Raw genomic sequence first — 20156 nt, 5'->3', positions numbered from 1 at the left:
GCAAGACTGCCTTGATGAACTCCCACTCCAGATCGCTCATGTCCGAACGCGCCATTTTCACACCCCAGCATGTTGTTTTGCTGGAAATGAAGCACAAGCCAATACGAATGATAAGGAATTTATAGGTGTGCTGCCTAGTTTGCGGCACATTTCTGGCTATGCCGGTTCTTGGCCGGGGTGCGCAGCACGTAGCCCCCGAGCGCTAAATCAGGCGTAGATTAGGGACATATCGGCATATCTATGTGCGGCGGTAATGCCATCGCCGTACACCAGATCTCGGCACCAGCGGAACCAGATCCCTGATCCGTTCGCGCGTCAGGCCCGTTGCCCAGTCCGCATCGGACCCGGTACGCGATCCGTAGAAATACTCGTCACTCTCCGTATCGTTGACTTAGCCGGACCGGTTGGTCAGAACTTGCGCAACCTGGCTGATGAGGGAGACAAACATGAAAAAGGTGTATTCCAACGCTGCGGAGGCGCTGGACGGCCTGCTGCACGATGGCATGTTCATCGCCGCCGGTGGCTTTGGTCTCTGCGGTATTCCGGAACTGCTCTTGGATGCGATCAAGGACGCTGGCACCAAGAATCTGACATTTGCGTCAAACAATGCTGGCGTGGATGATTTTGGCATTGGCATCCTGTTGCAGACCAAACAGGTGAAAAAGATGATCTCCTCCTACGTGGGCGAGAACGCTGAATTCATGCGTCAATACTTGAGCGGCGAGCTGGAGCTGGAATTCAATCCACAAGGCACCCTGGCCGAGCGTATGCGCGCAGGCGGTGCCGGTATCCCGGGTTTTTTCACCAAAACCGGCGTGGGCACCGTGATTGCCGAAGGCAAGATGGAGAAGCAGTTCCCCACCGGTCCGGATGGCGCCATGGAAGACTACATCATGGAAGAAGGCATCTTTGCCGATCTCGCCATCGTCAAAGCCTGGAAAGCGGATGAAACCGGAAACCTGGTGTTCCGCAAGACCGCGCGCAACTTCAACGTGCCTGCGGCAACCTGCGGCAAGGTCTGCGTGGTTGAGGTTGAGGAAATCGTGCCCACCGGCTCGCTGGACCCGGATTCGATCCACCTGCCCGGCATCTATGTGCATCGCATCATCAAAGGCGAGCACGAAAAACGCATCGAACAGCGCACCGTGCGCCCGACAGCAGCATAAGGAGACCGCGACATGGCATGGGACCGCAATCAAATGGCCGCCCGCGCGGCACAGGAACTGCAAGACGGCTGGTATGTGAACCTCGGGATCGGCATCCCCACATTGGTGTCGAATTACATCCCCGAAGGTGTCGAAGTGACCCTGCAGTCGGAAAACGGCATGTTGGGCATGGGCCCCTTCCCGATTGAGGGAGAAGAAGACGCCGACCTGATCAACGCAGGCAAGCAGACCATCACCGAACTGCCCCAAACCGCCTATTTCGACTCGGCACAGTCTTTTGCGATGATCCGCGGTGGCAAGATCGCCATGGCGATCCTCGGCGCGATGGAAGTTGCCGAAAACGGTGACCTGGCGAATTGGATGATTCCCGGCAAACTGGTCAAGGGCATGGGCGGCGCGATGGACCTGGTGGCTGGCGTTGGTCGCGTGGTTGTTGTCATGGACCACACCAACAAACACGGCGACAGCAAGGTGCTGAAAGCATGCACACTGCCATTGACGGGTAAATCAGTTGTGGATCGCATCATCACCAACCTTGGTGTGATGGATGTGGTCGAAGGCGGGCTGAAGATCGTCGAGACCGCCGAGGGCGTCACCGAAGACGACCTGCGCGCCGCGACAGAGGCGACCATCGTCGATTGATCGCTCAGCTGCTGCTCAGTCGACAACAGTTGCTGTGCATTCTGACAAAAAAGGCCCGCCATATACTGGCGGGCCTTTCGCGTTGTTGCGCGGCGGCTGCGCAGGCGGCACCTCGACCGATGGCAAGCTATGATGCATCTATATGCGTCACTGCCACTGTAGGCGCCCCGCGATCAGGCCGTCCCCGCGGGCGCAGCGACTGCCATAGCGGCAACACCGTTGGCGTCAGAACATCATAGAGATGTACCCGCTTGTCATGCCAATTGACGCTCATCTCGCGGCCATTTTCAAACACCAAAACACAATAGGCCGACGACCCGATATCACAGCTGTCCTTGCCCAGAACGGACACCACCACCGGATCCACCAGATGACGCTGCACCAAAATCTGCGCCTTAACAGTGTTGCCGGTGACAAACAGGCCACCAAAAATCAGCGCGACGGCCACTGCGATCAATCCCAGACCTGAAAAATTCGCCAACGGATTGGCCTTGGCCAGGCCGGGTCCAAAAGCCACAAACAACAGCCGTCCAAAAAAGCCGAAGAAAGCGATGGCACCAATCAGCATCAAATTGCTGGACGCCCCTTCGGCGCTGGCTGCCATGGCAGCCGGATCAAATCCCAAATCCAAAAGTTCTCTCCCAAATGCAGCAGTCCAATGTCTGCCTGCTAACAGGGGAAATCGGGCAGAATGATGGGTTCAGGGGGATTTTTACGAAGATATATCAACCCAAAGGTGTGGATCTAGTTGAGGGCGCGAAACACACAGCCATCTGACAGCAGCTCAGGCGGTGTCATACACAGACCGCGGGCCACCCTATAGGCTGCGAGCACCTTGGGCACGTAATCACGGGTCTCAGCAAAGGGGGGCACACCACCGTGGCTGCGGACCGCGCCTTCGCCTGCGTTATATCCGGCGAGAACCAGAATAGGGTCTTGTCCAAATTCCCCCATCAGCCAGTTGAGATATCGCACCCCGCCCCGGATATTGTCTGCGGTGTTGAAACTGTCTTTCACCTCAAACCGTGCCGCGGTGTCTGGCATCAGCTGCATAAGACCTGCAGCCCCAGCCGCGCTGATCGCCTCTGGGTCGCCGCCGGACTCGACCGCAATAACCGCCAGGATCAACGCTGGCGACACATCGGTGCCGACACTTGCGGTCAGGATCTCAATCCCAAAATCAGCAGCGATATCCTGCAGCGTTTGCAATCGCGGTGCCACAACCGGCACATCCCCCCCAAGCGCGGCAAGCGCCTGCTGCAGTCGACCGGGCCCGGTGTCTTCGGCACGATCCGAAACCTGTCGCCAGAACCCCCCATAGCGCGTTGCCGGTACCACAGCAGCCGGATCCAAGGGATCCGCATCGACCGCAGACGCGGCTGGCGCGGCAGGTTCCGGGTCGATCTGAATGGTAATCCGTTTGGCTGCTCCGGCTTTTGGCGGGCGAACACGTTTGGCTTCGAATTGTGGGAACGGTGCGGGACTGCTGCGCTCTGGCTCTGCCGTTGGCGCCTGCTCTGTGGTTTGGGCAGCCGAATCCCCTGCATGGAATGCAGCCGCAATCACCAGACAGGTCACGATGTGAGCGGGGATTCGGGCAAAGGTTTGGGCCAAGACAACACAACAGTCGGTGAGAACGGGCATAAGGCTGCTCAGATTGGGAATCTTTTGCGGTTGAGCCTCTCCGACTCGGTGCCAAAAATCCAGTTTGGACGTCCAGAATCTGGCAGATTTGCCATATTTACCATGATCTGCCGCGTCCGGGCCACGACTCCTAACAGCGCGTTCATAAAATTATACAACACTTACAGTGCTTTAAATCGATCCTTGGCAAAAAGTTAAACTACGGCGAAGGACTCCGTGTTTCAGCCCAAATCCTGCCACGCTCCACTGGCTATATAGCGTCATACCAAGTCGGACAGGGTTCTGCAGGAGAGAGCGAACCCGCCAAGGCCGACAAGGTTGGCGAATATCACTTAGATCCTTTGGAGGGACGAACCATGATCAAATTCTTCAAAAACTTCCGCAAAGACGAATCCGGCGCCGTGACTGTTGACTGGGTTGTTCTGACCGCTGCTGTCGCTGCTCTGGCAGGCGTTGTCTACACATCCATCGAAAACGGCGCGTCGAACCTGACATCCGCGACCGGTTCCTACCTGGGCACAAAAGGTCCAACCGACTCCTAAGTCGTCTTTGACCTGACGAGTTGAGAGGCCGCGTCTTTTGCCTAAGGCGCGGCCTTTTGCCCAAGGGAACCCACGGTCTGGGAGGTCAAACATGACAATGCTCAAGCATTTCACAGAGAAAGACGATGGTGCTGTCACCGTCGACTGGGTTGTTCTGACCGCTGCAATCGTCGGCCTTGTCGTTCTGATCGCGTCTTCCATGGAAGACGGCGCATTGGGACTGGCAGATCTGCTCGCGGCGTATATGTCCAACTGGTCCTTCAGCTGATCTGCTGCACAGGACCACGGTCTTTCCCGAAGCCTGTTGGTTTTGGGGCAGACGGCCCGGCTTCAGCAACGGTCTGACGGGCCAGGCAGCAGTGCTATGGCGCTGGCTGCAACAGATGAAAGGTGTCATTATGCGTGCAGTCTTTGGACTTGTTCTCATCGTCGGCATTGCCCTCGCAGGGGGCGCTGTCATGATGGCCAAGAATTATATCACAGCCTATCAAAACGAATTGGAGCGTGAACGGGCCTCTCGCGGAGAGGTGATCCCGCTGGTCGACGTTTTCATTGCCAATGAACAGTTGAAATACGGCGAGCGGCTCACTCCGGAACGGGTGGTCAAAGTCCGCTGGCCGGAAAATGCCATCCCCGAAGGCGCGTTTTTGACGGCGGAAGAGCTGTTTCCATCAGACGCCCCAGACGAACAGCGCGTGATCCTGCGCCGGATGGAAAAACACGAAGCGATCATGGCGATCAAAGTCACCGAACCCGGTCAAGACGCAGGCCTAACATCGCGCCTGGAACGTGGTATGCGCGCTTTTGCGATCCGTGTGGACGTGACCTCTGGCGTGTCAGGCTTCTTGCGTCCGGGTGATCGCGTGGATGTCTACTGGACCGGGTCGGTCCATGATCAGACGACGGATCGCAGCGGAGAATTCACCCGGCTGATCCAAACCAACATCGAACTGATCGCCGTAGACCAAAGCGCCGGATCCGACCTGGATGGGGCCACGATCGCGCGCACCGTCACCGTCTCGGCCCGCCCCGAGCAGGTCGCCGCGCTCGCTCAGGCCCAGAGCACGGGCCGCCTGTCGCTCGCATTGGTTGGGGCTGAAGACGACAGCGTGGCCGCCGTTATCGAAATGGACCAGCGTTCGCTCTTGGGGCTGACCGCACTGGAAGCGCCACAGCAGGTCGAAAAGGAAAAGGTCTGCACCATCCGCACCCGCCGCGGCGCGGAGGTGGTGGAGATCCCGATCCCCTGCACCAACTGAGACTTCAGAGCGAAGCCAGACTGCACCGACGACCCTGCACCGAAGAACACCCGCGTGCGCTGTCCCTTATCGGACCGCGCACGTTGGCGCCCGGGGCACGCTATGTTGCGCACACCCCACAGGAGAGCGACTGTCGCAACGGTTGAGAAACCATTGATTCTTGCAATAATTCCTGATCTCGCGCAGAGTGCTCAAAACAGCGGGCAAAAAGACCCGATATTGAGGCGTGATCGGAAAGGCAGGTCACATGGCTTTTAGACGGTATGTTGCGGCAGCTCTGACCGGGCTTTCGCTGATGGTGATGTCCAGTCCAGATGTGGGTTGGGCAAACGGATTGCGTGTGGTCAAGAAGGGCACCAATTCCAACCTCGAGGTCCCGATGAACCGGGCCGTGGTGGTGGAAAGTGATGTGCCCTTTGCTGAACTGAGCATCGCGAACCCCAGCATTGCTGACATTTCTTCATTGTCTGACCGGACGATCTATGTGCTTGGCAAATCGCCGGGGCTGACCACGCTGACGCTGTTGGACGCCTCTGGCCGCCTGATCACAAATGTCGATGTGCGCGTGGCCGCCGACGTCAGCGAGTTCAAAGAACGTCTACGCCAGATCCTGCCAGGCGAGAAAATCGAAGTGCGCACCGCCAATGATGGCATCGTGCTGTCAGGCGTGGTGTCCAGCTCGGCCCGCCTGCAGCGCGCGCTTGATCTGGCAGAACGCTACGCACCCGAACGGGTCAGCAACCTTATGTCCGTGGGCGGCGTCCAGCAGGTAATGTTGAAAGTGCGCTTTGCCGAGATGCAGCGCACGGTGTCGAAATCGCTCAGCGCCTCGCTTGGCGTGAACGGCGGCAACAGCGTTGGTGTCAACGGCGGTACAAGCACGCTGAACACGCAAGGCGCTCTGACAAACAGCCTCACCGGGAACATTCCTGCGGCCAATGACAACACCGGTGCCTTTGTGTTTGGCTTCAACGCCGGGGCCTTCCAGGTCAACCTGCTGCTGGAAGCGCTGGAACAGAAAGGTGTGGTCCGCACCCTCGCAGAGCCCAACCTCTCTGCCCTGTCGGGTCAGGAGGCCAAATTCCTGGCCGGTGGTGAATACCCGATCCCGGTGGCGCAGGAAAATGGCGTCATCACAATCGAATTCAAACCCTTCGGGATCGAGCTGAATTTCATCCCGCGGGTGGTGGATCAGGATGTCATCAACCTCGAAATGAAAGCGGCTGTCTCGGCCATTGATCCGACCAACTCGATCGAGCTGAACGGGCTGAACATCGCCGCGTTTTCGCGCCGTGAGAGCGTGACAACCGTTGAAATGCGCGATGGAGAGAGCTTCGCGATTGCCGGTCTGATCCGGGATGAATTTCGCGACAACTCCTCCCAGCTGCCCTGGATTGGTGATGTGCCTGTTCTCGGCTCCCTGTTCCGCAGCGCCAATTATCAGCGTGCTCAGACCGAATTGGTGATCATCGTCAGCGCCCATCTGGTCACACCAACCCGCGGCGAAGCGCTGAGCCTTCCAACCGATCGCATTCGCCCACCAAGCGAAAGCGACCTGTTCCTGTTCGGCCGTGTTGCGAACGAGCAGAAAGGCCCCGCAGGCGAAGTTGCAAAACAGGACTTCAACGGATCTTACGGATACGTTTTGGACTAACACACAGGAGACCGGGCAGATGATCAGATTTACCGCAGTCTTGGGCCTGTCTCTGGCAGTGGCCGGTTGCGCCTATGAGGCCGGAGAGCCGCTGGATCGCTCGGTTTTTGGCAATGCGACGCTCTCAAACGCGGCGGTGATGTCCGGTGAACGCGACTTCGCGATTCAACTGGCCACCCGGTTTGCCGAAGAAGTGCCCACCACCATCAACTTTGCCTTCGACAGTTCCGTTCTCGACAGCGAAGCGCGCACCATCCTTGACCGACAGGCCCAGTGGATCAAACAGTTCCCAGAGGTGCGGTTCCGCGTGTTTGGCCATACCGATGCCGTCGGCTCCAACAGCTACAACAAAGGCCTTGGTTTGCGTCGCGCACGGGCGGCTGTCGCCCATCTCGTGTCCCGTGGCATCAGCCGCAACCGGCTGGAGGCCGTTGTTTCCTTTGGAGAGACACAACCGCTCATCCCGACCTCTGATCGCGAACGCCGCAATCGCCGCACCGTCACAGAGGTCAGCGGTTTCCTGAAGCGCCATCCAACGGTTCTGGACGGCAAATTCGCGCAGATTATCTTCCGCGAATATGTGGAAAGCGCCGTTCCGCGCACCACGCTGACCAGTGAACGGTCGCTGCGGACCTCTCTCGAGTAACCCGCTAAAGGATCGACCGCCGGATTGGTTTCCGGCGGTTAACCTTGTTTACCACTGCTTAACAATTCCCCACAAATGGGCGGCCTTGGCCCCAATCTCGCCCAGATCTTCACCGAGATTGTGGTCTGAGGCACAGTGCGTGCCGCTGCAATACATCTATCAGATGTATATGCTGCGGTCCCCGCGCCCCGGAGAGAAGGAAGTTGGTAATGAGCAGCGGTATGCCGCAAACAGGATCGGGTGAGATTGTTGCCTGCACGATCAGCCGGGATGTGCAGAAATTCGATCTGCTGATCGAAGACATGGAAACCGCCATGGGCGAAGCCTGGGGCGATCTGGGGTTTTCCGAAGCCCTGGCCTTCTTCAACCAACCCGACGCAGAAACCTTGGAATTCGTGGCGCTCGCACTCGACAGCGACGACGAAGACAATCTGCAAATGATGGCAACCATCATCACCGAGGCCAAAGCCCGCAACATCAAAGTCATCCTGATCGCCGAGGATGTGACCCCGGCCGCGCTGCACAACCTGCTGCGTCAGGGGGCCGATGAATTCATCCCCTACCCGTTGCCCGAGCAGGAGCTGCAATTTGCCATCGAACGGCTGCGGCTGGCCGATGCGGAGCGTTTGCAGGAACCCCAGCACCAGCTGAAATCCGGCAGCAAGCGTGATGGCGCCGTGATCGTCTGCCATGGTTTGGCCGGTGGTACGGGCTCGACCACATTGGCGGTGAACCTCGCCTGGGAACTGGCGCAACTGGCCGAGAGCGAAAGCCCGAGCGTCTGTTTGCTGGATCTGGATCTTCAGACCGGTTCTGCCTCCACCTATCTCGATCTGCCGCGCCGCGAAGTGGTGATGGAGATGCTGAGCGAAACCGAAAGCTTGGACGAAGACATCTTTGGCCAGGCGCTGGTCACCTTCCAGGACAAGCTGCAGGTGCTGACCGCGCCGGTTGACATGATCCCGCTGGATTTTGTCACCCCTGACGACATCGAACGGATCATCGAATTGGCGCGCAGCCATTTTGATTTCGTCGTCATCGACATGCCGCATACGCTGGTGCAATGGTCCGAAACCGTACTGAACCACGCTCATGTGTATTTCTCGCTGCTGGAGCTAGATCTGCGCTCAGCCCAAAACGCCATGCGCTTGAAACGTGCGCTGCAATCGGAAGACCTGCCCTTCGAAAAACTGCGCTTTGCACTGAACCGGGCCCCAAAATTCACCGATCTGAGCGGCAAGAGCCGGGTCAAACGGATGGCCGAATCGCTGGGGATCTCTATCGACGTACAACTGCCAGATGGCGGCAAGCAGGTGCTGCAGAGCTGTGACCACGGCACCCCGCTGGCCACCTCTGCTGCCAAAAACCCGCTGCGCAAGGAAATCCTCAAACTTGCACAGTCGCTGCATGAATTGGGTCAAACCGACGCGGCAGCCTGATTTATCTGTAACCTGGGGCGTTTCACATGTTTTCAAAGTATAAAAAGCAAGCTGCACCTGCACACGCTGCCCCCAAGGCCAAAACGGCTGAGGTTCCTGTCGCTGCCAAAGCCGCAGCCCCCACCGCCACATTGCGCAAACCGATGGCCCGCAAGGCCGCAGAGGTCACCCCTGCGGACAAGGAGCGCAAGCGCAAGGAACGGATGGGCGAAATCAAGATCCAGCTGCACCGCGAGTTGCTGGAAAATCTCAACCTCGCCGCGCTCGAACGCGCCAGCGAGGCCGAACTGCGCGCAGAAATCTCCACCATTTCCTCAGAGATCCTGGAAGAACGCGGCATCGTGTTGAACCGCGAAGACCGCCAGACGCTCAACAAAGAACTTTATGACGAAGTGACCGGCCTTGGCCCGCTGGAAACCCTGCTGCAGGATGAAACCGTCAGCGATATTCTGGTCAACGGTCCGCAACAGGTTTTTGTGGAGCGCGAAGGCAAGCTGCAGCTCAGCGATGTGACGTTCAAAGATGAAAAGCACCTGATGCGGATCATCGACAAAATCGTCTCCGCCGTGGGCCGCCGCGTCGATGAATCCAACCCCTATGTGGACGCCCGTCTTGCGGATGGGTCGCGCTTCAACGCGATGGTGCCGCCAATTGCGGTGGACGGCTCGCTGGTGTCGATCCGGAAATTCAAAAAAGACAAACTGGGCATTGATGATCTGGTGAAATTCGGTGCCTTCACCGAAGAAATGGCCGCCTATCTGCAGGCCGCTGTTTCAACCCGCCTCAACGTGATCGTCTCCGGCGGTACGGGTTCGGGTAAAACCACCACGCTCAACGCCTTGTCCTCCTTCATCGACAACGCCGAGCGCATTCTGACAATCGAAGACACCGCTGAACTTCAGCTGCAGCAGACCCATGTGGGCCGGATGGAAAGCCGCCCCCCCAACGTCGAGGGCAAAGGCGAAGTCAGCCCACGCGACTGTCTGAAAAACGCCCTGCGGATGCGCCCCGACCGCATCATCGTTGGTGAAACCCGTGGCGAAGAAGTCATCGACATGCTGCAGGCGATGAACACCGGCCACGATGGATCGATGACAACCATCCACGCCAACTCTGCCCGTGATGGGATTTCGCGTCTCGAAAACATGATTGCGATGGCCGGGATCGAAATGCCGATCAAAGCGGTGCGCAGCCAGATCTCTTCGGCGGTGAACATCATCGTTCAGGCCTCGCGCCTGCAGGATGGCTCCCGCCGCATGACATCGATCACCGAAATCACCGGTATGGAAGGCGACGTGATTTCGATGCAGGAAATCTTCCGCTTCCAGCGCGTTGGCCTGACACCGGACAACAAGATCATCGGCAATTTCACGGCCACCGGCGTGCGCAGCCATTTCTCCGAACGCTTCCGGCTGTGGGGGTATGATCTGCCGCCATCGATCTACGAACCGACCGTGCTGGAGGCCCGCTGATGCAACTGAGCGCAGAACCAATCATCTATGGTCTGATCTTCATCGGCGTTTTGGTGCTGGTCGAAGGTCTCTATCTCGTGACCTTTGGCAAATCCATCAGCCTCAACAGCAAGGTGAACCGTCGCCTTGAAATGATGGACAAGGGCGGCAACCGCGAACAGGTGCTGGAACAGCTGCGCAAGGAAATGCGCCAGCATATGAACAGCCGCTCCATTCCGCTTTATTCCCTGTTGGCTGAAAAAGCCCAGAAAGCCGCGATTGCCTTCACCCCGCGGCAATTGATCATGGTGATGTTCGGCGTCGCCGCCATCGCCTTTGTCGGGTTGAGCGTCGGCACCTCCGCAGAACTGCCGCTGCGCATTCTGGCCTCCGGCATCATCGGCGTTGGCGCCGTGTTTTTCTGGGTCAACAAAAAGGCCGCAAAGCGGATGGCAATGATCGAAGAACAGCTGCCAGACGCGGTTGAACTGATGGTGCGGTCGCTGCGCGTGGGCCATCCCTTTACCTCGGCGGTGCAGATCGTCGCAAATGAGGTCGAAGACCCGCTGGCCACCGAATTCGGCATCATTGCTGACGAAAGCGCCTATGGCCGCGATGTCGGCGAAGCGCTGAAGGAAATGGCCGAACGTCTGGATATGCAGGACATGCGCTTTCTGGCGGTTGCCGTGACCATCCAGCAGCAATCAGGCGGTAACCTGGCCGAAGTTCTGGCAGGTCTGGCCAAAGTGATCCGCGCCCGGTTCCGGCTGTTTCGCCGGGTCAAGGCGATCACCGCAGAGGCGCAGTGGTCGGGCAAATTTCTGTCAGGTTTCCCGCTGTTCTGCCTTGGCGGGATCCTGGCCAAAGACCCCGGCTATTATGACTCGGTGATCGATCATCCCTGGTTCATCCCTGCCTGTTTCGTGGTTGGTGCCATGCTGGCCGTCAATCTTTTCGTCATGCGTATGCTGACAGACATCAAAGTATGAGGGCACTGCCATGACCTCTTTGAACGACATCAATGATCTCTTGGTCGGCCAGTTCGGCCCATTCGGCCCCCTGCTGGCCATCGGGTTGGTTGGCATTTTCATGATCATGCTGGCCATTCCGCTGCTGCTGAACCAGCCGGAAGACCCGATGAAGAAGCTGCAGCGCAGCATGTCCGAAAGCACGCGGACCCAGAAACCGCAGAAAGAACGTCTGCGCCAGGCCGATCGCAATGAACAGCTGCAAAAGTTTGCCTCCTTCCTGGAGCCACAGAACGCAGATGAACTGTCGGCGATGGAGCTGAAATTGCGGCAGGCGGGCTACCAGTCCAAAGATTCGGTGCGTCTGTTCCACTTCGCTCAGTTTGCACTGGGAATCATCGGGCTCATCCTCGGGCTGGTGTTTGTCTACGTGCTGAACGCGGATATCGAATATGACAGCCAGCAGATGGTGATCCGCATCATCGGTCCGGGTGCCGCCGCTTACATGCTGCCCAGATATTGGATCACCCGCCGCATCGAAGAGCGCAAGCAAGAGATCACCGCCGGTTTTCCTGACGCGCTCGACATGATGCTGGTCTGCGTGGAGGCGGGTCAGTCACTGGACCAGGCGATTGTGCGCGTGGCCAAGGAACTCCACGCCTCCTACCCTGCCCTCGCCGAAGAATTCGAAATCGTCGCCCAGGAAATGAAGGCCGGTAAGGAAAAAGACAAAGTGCTGCGCGACATGGGCACCCGCTGCGGTGTGCAGGATGTCTCCTCCTTTGTGACGGTGATGATCCAATCCGCCAGCTTCGGTACCTCCATTGCAGACGCGCTGCGGGTCTATGCCGGGGAAATGCGTGACAAACGTGTGATGCGCGCAGAAGAGGCCGCAAACAAGTTGCCAACCAAAATGACCCTTGCCACAATGACGCTCACGGTGCCGCCGCTGCTGATCATTCTGGTCGGACCTTCGGCGCAGGGCATCGCAAACCTGGGCAATATGAGCAAATAACACATGACCGCTTTGGGTTGGGCGTCGCCGTCCCGCTTCTTTCGACTGGGCTGTGCCGCACTCGCAGCCGCGCTGCTGGCCGCCTGCGCGCCCACAGGTGCCCCAACTGCAAACGACGCCTTAACCGGCCCCATCGCTCCAGGAATTGATCCTCGCGGCCAGGCCGCAGACGGCGTCGAGGTTGGTCATCGCCTGATGGCAGCCGCCGAATATGAGCTGGCTTTGGACGCTTTCACCCGCGCGGCCCTGGCCGAAGGGCTCACCGCAGAGGTGCTGTCGGGTCTGGGATCCGCCAACCTTGGTTTGGGCCGATTGGGCCAGGCGGAAACCCAATTGCGCCGCGCTGTGGAACAGGATCCTGAGTGGCCAGCGGCCTTGAACAACCTCGGCGTTGTGTTGATGGAGCGGCAGAAATACCCCGAAGCAGAGCAGATCCTGCGCCGCGCCTTTGCGCTCAACAATGGCGAAAGTGACGCAATCCGTGAAAATTTGCGCCTCGCTCTCGCCAAGCTTGACCAAAGCACCCATAGTGAACCGCAAAACACAGGCTACGCGCTGGTGCAGCGCGGCGGAGGCAGTTATCTGATTCGTACCCGCTCCTAGGCCTTTGCCCCGAACCGGGCATTGGTGGCTGCATCGCACAACAGAACACTGTGACACAGAGCAAGGCAGAGCAGCACAAAGGACGCAAAAATGCGCCAGCAATTTTTCGTACCCCTATGTCTGGTTGGCGGGTTGGTCCTGTCGGCCTGCGCACAAGATGACAGCGAAGCCGTCGAGCGCGCGTTTCAGGACGTCAACGTCGTCGACGAAAGCAATCTCAACGACGTGATGCTGACCGTCGCGGACCCGAATGAAGCGGTGACCTATTTCCAACGCACCCTCAGCGAGAATCCAGATCGCCTGGATCTGGCGCGCGGGCTGGCACTGTCCCTGATCCGGGCCAAACGCCACACCGAGGCTGTTGGCGCCTGGCGCACCGTCGTCGCCCACCCCGAGGCTTCTGACGAAGACCGCATCAACCTTGCCGATGCATTGATCCGCACCAGCAACTGGTCCGAGGCCAAGGCAACGCTGGATCAGGTTCCGCCGACGCATGAAACCTATCAACGCTACCGACTGGAAGCGATGGTGGCAGATTCGGCGCAGGATTGGACCCGCGCCGACAGTTTCTATGAAACCGCCATCGGTCTCACGACACAGCCCGCACGGGTGATGAACAACTGGGGCTATTCGAAACTGACGCGTGGCGAGTTTGCCGAAGCCGAGCGCCTGTTTGCAGACGCCATCCGCCAGGATCCGAACCTGTTTACCGCCAAAAACAACATGGTTCTGGCCCGCAGCGCGCAGCGCAACTACACCCTGCCGGTGATCCCGCTGGATCAGATCGAACGGGCTGAACTGCTGCACACCATGGCGTTGTCCGCGGTGAAACAGGGCGATGTACAAACCGGCGAAAGCCTGCTGCGCCAGGCCATCAGCACCCACCCACAGCATTTTGACGCTGCCGTCCGCGCGTTGGATGCGCTGGAAAACGGCTAAGCGATTGGTGATCTGATGCTGGTCTCCGCCCATGCCTCGTTCTGGTTTCTGCCGTTCGTCCTGCCGGTTTGCGCCATTGTTGCCTTCACCGATCTGCAGCAGATGCGCATTCCCAACTGGACCGTCTACCTGCTCGCCGCGATCTATGTGATCATCGGGCCCTTCGTGCTCAGTCTGGAAGACTATGGATGGCAGCTGCTTCACCTGCCCATCGGCATCGGCCTTGGCGTGTTGTTTTACGCCGCTGGAGTTGTTGGCGCGGGAGATTCGAAATTTGCAGGTGCGGCGGCCCCGTTTGTGGCACTTGGGGATCTCAAACTGCTGGTGGTGGTCTTCACCGCGATGCTGCTGGCCGGGTTTGTCACCCATAGGCTGGTGAAATACACCCCGCTGCGCCGTCTGGCCCCCGGCTGGAAGAGCTGGGATGTCGGCAGCAAATTCCCGATGGGGCTCTGCCTTGGCGGTACACTGGTGGCCTATCTGATCTTTGGTGCCGCCTTTGGACAAAGCGTTCCGGGCTAACGCCAAACTGACCAGATCAGATCGCTAAAAATGCAGCCAATCACCGGAGTCATTTCCCGGAAAAACGCCAGCTTTGCCCCGATTGCGCCACAGTCCTGAATAAACTGTTGCCTGTCGGTGTCGCCGGGCCTGCCACTTGCCTGTCCCTGCGCGCTGCACCCTGTCGCAGATGGACCCGCAAGAGAGGCTGGCAGCACAATGAACATGCAAACCTCGGCCGTAATGGCCCCGCCCACCCCGCGAGGGTTGGAACAGATGCAGCTGCCGCTTGTCATGATGCGCGACATCCTGCTGAAAACGATCTTCCGCAAATCCTGCGAAAACGTGAGCGAGATTGCCCAGGCGATCTGCCTGCCAATCCCGGTGACACAGGAATTGGTCGATATTGCCCGCGAGCAAAAACTGCTGGAGGCCACAGGTACGCTGAATGCAAACTCCGGCAATGAAATGGGCTATCAGCTCACCGATGCAGGCAAGGCGCGCGCCATGGATGCGCTCAGCCAGTCGGAATATTACGGCGCCATGCCGGTGCCGCTCGCGCTTTACCGGGAACAGGTCAAACGCCAGTCGATCCGCAATATTCTGGTGACCCGCCAGCAACTGCTGGGCGCCATGGGGCATCTGGTCCTGCCTGACAGTCTGCTGGACCATCTGGGCCCGGCGGTCAGTGCCGGACGATCCATCCTGATGTACGGCCCTCCGGGCAACGGGAAATCCTCGATCTCCAATGGCATTCGCGATGCGCTGGGTGACAGTGTTTATGTCCCGCGCGCCATCGAATACGCCGGACAGGTGATCACCGTTTATGATCCCATCGTGCACAACGCCGTTGCAATCGAAGAGGACGACCCCAATAGCCTGCGCCGGGCGCGCCGCTTTGACACCCGCTATGTGAAATGCGAACGCCCCACCGTCATCACCGGCGGGGAGCTGTCGCTGGATATGCTGGATCTGGTCTACAACCCAACCGCCCGCACCTATCAGGCTCCGCTGCAGTTGAAATCCACTGGCGGCATCTTCATCGTCGACGACCTCGGGCGTCAGGCCGAACCGCCGCAGGCGCTGGTCAACCGTTGGATCGTACCGCTGGAAGAGGGGCGCGATATCCTTTCGCTGCAATCGGGCGAGAAATTCGAGGTCCCGTTCGACACGCTGGTGATCTTCTCCACCAACTTCCATCCGAACGAGATTTTCGACCAGGCGGCGCTGCGCCGGATCTTCTTCAAGATCAAGATCGATGGCCCGGATCAGCAAAACTTCCTCAAGATCTTTGCCATGGTCGCACAAAAGAAGCGGGTGCCGCTGGACGAAGCCTCGCTGGTGCATTTGCTGAAACACAAATATCCGACCATCGACAATATCTATGCCAACTATCAGCCGGTCTTCCTGATCGACCAGATCAGGTCAATCTGCGATTTTGAAGGTCTGCCCTATCAGATGACCCCCGAGCTGATAGATCGCGCCTGGGCCAATATGTTTGTGAAGGACGAACATATCGTCAAATGATCAGCCCAGCCATCACGGTCTGGTCTGCCTGATAACGCCTAGTCTGCCTGACACCGCAGGCCCCGCCTTGGCTGCGGGTCCTGCTTTTTTCTTCTTGGCCTGTTTTTCCCTTTAGAAAACGCCAATGCTGCGGGCTACATATCGGTGCATGAACAGGCTCCCCGACATCATCACCACGTGGTTCACCCGCCGTGGCTGGTCCATCCACCCGCATCAGCAGGACATGCTGGAGCGCGCGGATCACCCCTCCACCCTGCTCATCGCGCCAACAGGCGGCGGAAAGACGATGGCGGGCTTCCTGCCGACGCTCGCCGATCTCGCAAGTGGTGAGCACGAAGGGCTGCACACGCTTTATGTCTCCCCGCTGAAGGCGCTGGCCGCGGACATCAAACGCAACCTGCGCACGCCAGTGGACGAAATGGGCCTGCCGATCCGTATTGATGATCGTACCGGCGACACGCCTTCGTCGCGCAAACGCAGCCAGCGCGCGGATCCCCCTCATATTCTGCTGACCACCCCTGAAAGCCTCTCGCTGCTGACCTCCTACGAAGATGCCCCGCGCATGTTTGCCGGGCTGAAACGGGTGGTCATCGATGAAATCCACGCATTGGCCGAAAGCAAACGTGGCGATCAACTGATGCTGGCGATCAGCCGCCTGCAGGCCATGTGCCCCGCGCTCTGCCGTGTTGGATTGTCCGCCACGGTCGATGATCCCAGCGCCATCGCCAGCTATCTCGCGCGTCATCCCGATCCCTGCGATATCGTCATGGCCGATCCCGGACCCGCGGCAGACATCGACATGCTGCACACCGACGCCGCACCGCCCTGGGCAGGGGGCGGAGCCGCCTATGCGATCCCCGCCGTATTGGCGCAGGTGCGCAAACACCGCACCACATTAATCTTTCACAACACCCGCGCCCAGGCAGAGATTTTCTTCCGCAACCTTTGGCTGGCCAATGACGACGGCTTGCCCATCGGCATCCACCACGGATCGCTCGACCGGGCACAGCGTGAAAAGGTCGAAGCCGCCATGGTGCGGGGCGATCTGCGCGCCGTGGTCTGTACCGGCTCCCTCGACCTCGGCATCGACTGGGGCGATGTCGATCTGGTGATCCAGATCGGAGCGCCCAAGAACGTCAAACGCCTGGTGCAGCGGATCGGCCGCGCCAACCACCGCTACAACGCCCCATCCAAGGCGCTTTTGGTCCCGGCAAACCGCTTCGAAGTGGTCGAATGCCAGGCCGCGCTGCAGGCGGTACGAGAGGGCACATTGGATGGCACCCCGCGCACCCAGGGCCCATGGGATGTGTTGTGCCAGCATATCCTGATCCGCGCCTGTGCAGGCCCGTTTGAAGCAGATCAGCTGTTTGCCGAAATCAGTTCGGTTGGGGCCTATAGCGATCTGTCCCGCGCGGCGTTTGATGCCTGTCTCGATTTCTGCGCCACCGGTGGCTACGCCCTGCGGGCCTATGATCAATGGCAGCGACTGTTGTGCCGCCCTGACGGCCACTGGCAGCTGCGAGACCCGCGCGCGGCCCGCCGCATCCGCATGAACATCGGCACCATCCAGGACGCCGACCTGCTGAAAGTGCGCATGAAACGCAGCCGCGGCGGCAAACCGCTCGGCGAGATCGAAGAGAGCTTTGCCGCAACCCTTTCTGCCGGGGACACTTTTTTGATCGGCGGACAGATCGTACGTTACGAAGGGCTACGGGAAATGACTGTCGAAGTCAGCCGCAACGCCAGCAAAACGCCCAAGGTCGCGGTGTTCTCCGGCACCAAATTTGCCAACTCAACACAGCTCAGCGACCGCATCCTGGGGCTGCTGAACCAAGACAGCTGGCCCGACCTGCCCGCGCACACCAGCAGCTGGCTGGCGCTGCATCGACAGGTGTCGCAAATGCCGCGCCGGGGTGAATTGCTGCTGGAGACCTTTCCCTTCAAAGGACGCCAGTACCTCTGCGTTTACGGGTTTGCCGGTCGCAATGCGATGCAAACCCTCGGGCTGTTGCTGACCAAACGGATGGAGGAACTGGGCCTGGATCCGCTTGGCTTTGTCGCCACCGATTGCGCCACACTGATATGGGGGCTGGAGCCCGTCACCGACCCTGCCCCGCTGTTTGATCCAACCGATCTGCGCGCTGGTCTCGACGGCTGGCTGGCGGGCAATGCGGTGATGAAACGCAGTTTTCGCGCCGTGGCCACAATCGCCGGGCTGATCGAACGCAATATGCCCGGTCAGCGCAAAAGCGGGCGGCAGGCCACGTTCTCCTCAGACATCCTCTATGACACGCTGCGCAAATATGACCCCGACCATCTGCTGATGCAGATCACCCGGCAGGATGCACTTGGCGGTCTTGTGGACTTCGCCCGGATTGAGGAATTGCTCACACGGATTGAGGGTCGCATCCGCCTGGTCCCGCTGGATCGCGTATCGCCTCTGGCCGCGCCTCTGCTGCTGGAGGTGGGCAAGGTGCCGGTCAAGGGCGCGGCCCAGGAAAAACTGCTGGAGCGCGAAACGGAAGAGCTGATGCGCCGCGCCGGGCTGGTCGATCTGCCCGGCTGACCGGCACGCCAGCCGCCGCACGACCCGCAGCAACGTTCACAACAGTCACATCTTGCAGCGCGCGGCAAAAACCGGCACTCCCTGTGCTTATGTCAGCCTATTCCTTTTCCTTTGCCGGTGAACCGCTGCAGGCGCTTGGCGCGGGCGCCCTGTGGTGGCCCGCGCAACAGCTGTTGTGTGTCTCCGATCTCCACCTTGCCAAATCGGAACGCCAGCTGCGCCGCGGGGGCAGCGCCCTGCCGCCCTATGACAGTCGGGATACGCTGCTGCGGCTGAGCCAACTGATCGACCGCTATCAACCCAAAACGGTGATCTGCCTGGGCGACAGTTTTGACGATGACGCCGCCGCCCGCGCGCTGCCCGATGCCGATCATGCGCTGCTGGAACGGCTCACGCAAACCCGGCGCTGGATCTGGATCACTGGCAATCATGACCCCGCGCCCACAGGTTTTGACGGAGAGGCCGCAGACACGCTGCAAATCGGGCCGCTGCTGTTTCGCCATATTGCCACCCCAGCAGACACCCCCCTGTCTCATACCGTTTCCAGCACGAGCGACGCCTCCAACGGGTCGCTCGGGGAGATTTCTGGGCACTACCACCCCAAGGTGCGCCTGCGGGGCAGTTCGCGACCAGCGTTCCTGATGGATCAGCAGCGGATGATTCTCCCCGCATTCGGCACCTACACAGGCGGTTTGTGCAGCACTGACCCGGCACTCAGCACACTGATGGCCCCGAATGCACTGGCGGTGCTGACGGGCCAGCGCCCCCTGCCCTGTCCCATGCCGCGCTAGGGTTCATTTGGGGATCAATGTCGGGACAGCATCATCCCAGGCCCCCCCTGTGCGACAACACAATGGCGCAACGTCACAGATGGTGGGCGGTCATTCCCTGATAGGCTGACGGCAGCACAAAGGACGCGACCCCATGACCCAGCATACGACCGACCAGCAACCTGCCCGCACCTCCGGCACCGGTTCTACCGCAGCAGATGACATCGCCACAAACGACGCCTGGGCAAAAACAACGGCCAGGGTGCGCGACAGCTTTGCCAAGCAAACCATGATGCAGACGTTCAACGCCGAGCTGTGCGGTATCGACAAGGGCGAAGTCATCATCACCGCTCCCATCGGGCCTGGTTGCAGGCAACAACACGATGTCGGTCATGCTGCCCTGACCTTCGGACTTGGTGACAGCGCTGCAGGCTATGCCGCGCTGAGCCTGATGCCAGAAGACTGCGAGGTGATGACCGCCGAGATGAAGATCAACCTGCTGGCCCCCGCCGCCGGGGATCTGTTGCGCGCAACCGGCAAGGTGATCAAGCCCGGCCGCCGCCTTGTCATCGTCACCGCAGAGGTTCACGCCCTCACAGGGTCTGAGGAAAGGCTGGTGGCGCTGTTACAAGGCACCATGATCCCTGTTTCAGTCTGACCCATATTTCAGACTGAATTGTGTTTTAAAGCGTCTTTCCTGAAGTCTGAATCGTTTTGGGTTCCCAAATTGGTGCTGGCGTGATTCAAGATATCCGGGAGGATGTCTTATGCCAGCACCATTGCCATCAGCGCTGCGGGCGCGTTTTGAAGAGTACATTGCCGAG

20 protein-coding genes are annotated in these 20156 nt (G+C 59.4%); 18 read left to right on the top strand and 2 right to left on the bottom strand.

Annotated features, from left to right (window positions below; genetic code table 11):
• Nucleotides 1–446 precede the first annotated feature (446 nt).
• The gene (locus Q0C28_RS00510; protein WP_293572691.1) at nucleotides 447–1166 is read left to right on the top strand and encodes a CoA transferase subunit A; all 720 of its coding nucleotides are present in this window, start codon (nucleotides 447–449) and stop codon (nucleotides 1164–1166) included.
• Between the two features lie 12 nt (nucleotides 1167–1178).
• Nucleotides 1179–1808 carry a 3-oxoacid CoA-transferase subunit B gene (locus Q0C28_RS00505; protein ID WP_293572690.1) on the top strand — a complete coding sequence of 210 codons (630 nt, stop codon included), beginning with the start codon at nucleotides 1179–1181 and terminating at the stop codon, nucleotides 1806–1808.
• Nucleotides 1809–1935: 127 nt separating this feature from the next.
• Here the strand turns inward: Q0C28_RS00505 and Q0C28_RS00500 are convergent, their stop codons facing one another.
• Together Q0C28_RS00500 and Q0C28_RS00495 are read right to left on the bottom strand one after the other, a co-directional pair.
• The gene (locus tag Q0C28_RS00500; RefSeq protein ID WP_293572689.1) at nucleotides 1936–2439 is read right to left on the bottom strand and encodes a hypothetical protein; all 504 of its coding nucleotides are present in this window, start codon (nucleotides 2437–2439) and stop codon (nucleotides 1936–1938) included.
• A 113-nt stretch (nucleotides 2440–2552) separates the two neighbouring features.
• The gene (locus Q0C28_RS00495; RefSeq protein ID WP_293572688.1) at nucleotides 2553–3452 is read right to left on the bottom strand and encodes a lytic transglycosylase domain-containing protein; all 900 of its coding nucleotides are present in this window, start codon (nucleotides 3450–3452) and stop codon (nucleotides 2553–2555) included.
• Between the two features lie 356 nt (nucleotides 3453–3808).
• Here Q0C28_RS00495 and Q0C28_RS00490 point away from each other — a divergent pair, with 356 nt between their 5' ends.
• The 16 genes from Q0C28_RS00490 (at nucleotide 3809) to Q0C28_RS00415 (ending at nucleotide 19990) form a co-directional block, all read left to right on the top strand.
• Nucleotides 3809–3994: a hypothetical protein gene (locus Q0C28_RS00490; protein WP_008560683.1), complete on the top strand. Its 186-nt coding sequence runs from the start codon at nucleotides 3809–3811 to the stop codon at nucleotides 3992–3994.
• A 91-nt stretch (nucleotides 3995–4085) separates the two neighbouring features.
• On the top strand, nucleotides 4086–4262 hold the full coding sequence (locus tag Q0C28_RS00485; RefSeq protein WP_293572687.1) for a hypothetical protein: 177 nt from the start codon (nucleotides 4086–4088) through the stop codon (nucleotides 4260–4262).
• A gap of 130 nt (nucleotides 4263–4392) precedes the next feature.
• A complete protein-coding gene (gene cpaB / locus Q0C28_RS00480) occupies nucleotides 4393–5253 on the top strand; it encodes a Flp pilus assembly protein CpaB (protein WP_293572686.1) in 861 nt (286 codons plus the stop codon).
• 247 nt (nucleotides 5254–5500) lie between these two features.
• Entirely contained in the window at nucleotides 5501–6907 is a 1407-nt protein-coding gene (locus Q0C28_RS00475) for a type II and III secretion system protein family protein (protein ID WP_293572685.1), read from the top strand.
• 19 nt (nucleotides 6908–6926) lie between these two features.
• Nucleotides 6927–7553, top strand: a complete 627-nt coding sequence (locus Q0C28_RS00470; RefSeq protein WP_293572684.1) for an OmpA family protein — start codon at nucleotides 6927–6929, stop codon at nucleotides 7551–7553.
• A gap of 209 nt (nucleotides 7554–7762) precedes the next feature.
• Entirely contained in the window at nucleotides 7763–8992 is a 1230-nt protein-coding gene (locus Q0C28_RS00465; protein ID WP_293572683.1) for an AAA family ATPase, read from the top strand.
• 26 nt (nucleotides 8993–9018) lie between these two features.
• Nucleotides 9019–10464 (top strand): CpaF family protein, encoded by a 1446-nt coding sequence (locus tag Q0C28_RS00460; protein WP_293572682.1) that lies wholly within the window; start codon nucleotides 9019–9021, stop codon nucleotides 10462–10464.
• Complete coding sequence (locus tag Q0C28_RS00455) at nucleotides 10464–11432, top strand: type II secretion system F family protein (protein ID WP_293572681.1); 969 nt, start codon at nucleotides 10464–10466, stop codon at nucleotides 11430–11432. Before Q0C28_RS00460 ends, Q0C28_RS00455 begins: the two co-directional genes overlap by 1 nt.
• Before the next feature lie 10 nt (nucleotides 11433–11442).
• Entirely contained in the window at nucleotides 11443–12426 is a 984-nt protein-coding gene (locus tag Q0C28_RS00450; protein WP_293572680.1) for a type II secretion system F family protein, read from the top strand.
• Between the two features lie 3 nt (nucleotides 12427–12429).
• Nucleotides 12430–13029 carry a tetratricopeptide repeat protein gene (locus Q0C28_RS00445; protein WP_293572679.1) on the top strand — a complete coding sequence of 200 codons (600 nt, stop codon included), beginning with the start codon at nucleotides 12430–12432 and terminating at the stop codon, nucleotides 13027–13029.
• Between the two features lie 90 nt (nucleotides 13030–13119).
• The gene (locus Q0C28_RS00440) at nucleotides 13120–13968 is read left to right on the top strand and encodes a tetratricopeptide repeat protein (protein ID WP_293572678.1); all 849 of its coding nucleotides are present in this window, start codon (nucleotides 13120–13122) and stop codon (nucleotides 13966–13968) included.
• A gap of 15 nt (nucleotides 13969–13983) precedes the next feature.
• On the top strand, nucleotides 13984–14490 hold the full coding sequence (locus Q0C28_RS00435) for a prepilin peptidase (RefSeq protein ID WP_293572677.1): 507 nt from the start codon (nucleotides 13984–13986) through the stop codon (nucleotides 14488–14490).
• A 198-nt stretch (nucleotides 14491–14688) separates the two neighbouring features.
• Nucleotides 14689–15996: an ATPase gene (locus Q0C28_RS00430; RefSeq protein ID WP_293572676.1), complete on the top strand. Its 1308-nt coding sequence runs from the start codon at nucleotides 14689–14691 to the stop codon at nucleotides 15994–15996.
• A 148-nt stretch (nucleotides 15997–16144) separates the two neighbouring features.
• On the top strand, nucleotides 16145–18562 hold the full coding sequence (locus Q0C28_RS00425) for a ligase-associated DNA damage response DEXH box helicase (protein WP_293572675.1): 2418 nt from the start codon (nucleotides 16145–16147) through the stop codon (nucleotides 18560–18562).
• Between the two features lie 89 nt (nucleotides 18563–18651).
• The gene (gene pdeM, locus Q0C28_RS00420; RefSeq protein WP_293572674.1) at nucleotides 18652–19353 is read left to right on the top strand and encodes a ligase-associated DNA damage response endonuclease PdeM; all 702 of its coding nucleotides are present in this window, start codon (nucleotides 18652–18654) and stop codon (nucleotides 19351–19353) included.
• A gap of 268 nt (nucleotides 19354–19621) precedes the next feature.
• A complete protein-coding gene (locus tag Q0C28_RS00415; protein ID WP_293572692.1) occupies nucleotides 19622–19990 on the top strand; it encodes a PaaI family thioesterase in 369 nt (122 codons plus the stop codon).
• Nucleotides 19991–20156 lie beyond the last annotated feature (166 nt).

This window comes from Phaeobacter sp., from assembly GCF_022825805.1.
Taxonomy (GTDB): domain Bacteria; phylum Pseudomonadota; class Alphaproteobacteria; order Rhodobacterales; family Rhodobacteraceae; genus Phaeobacter.
The sequence above is the reverse complement of the archived record's forward strand: the minus strand, read 5'-3'. Positions and strand labels throughout refer to the sequence as shown.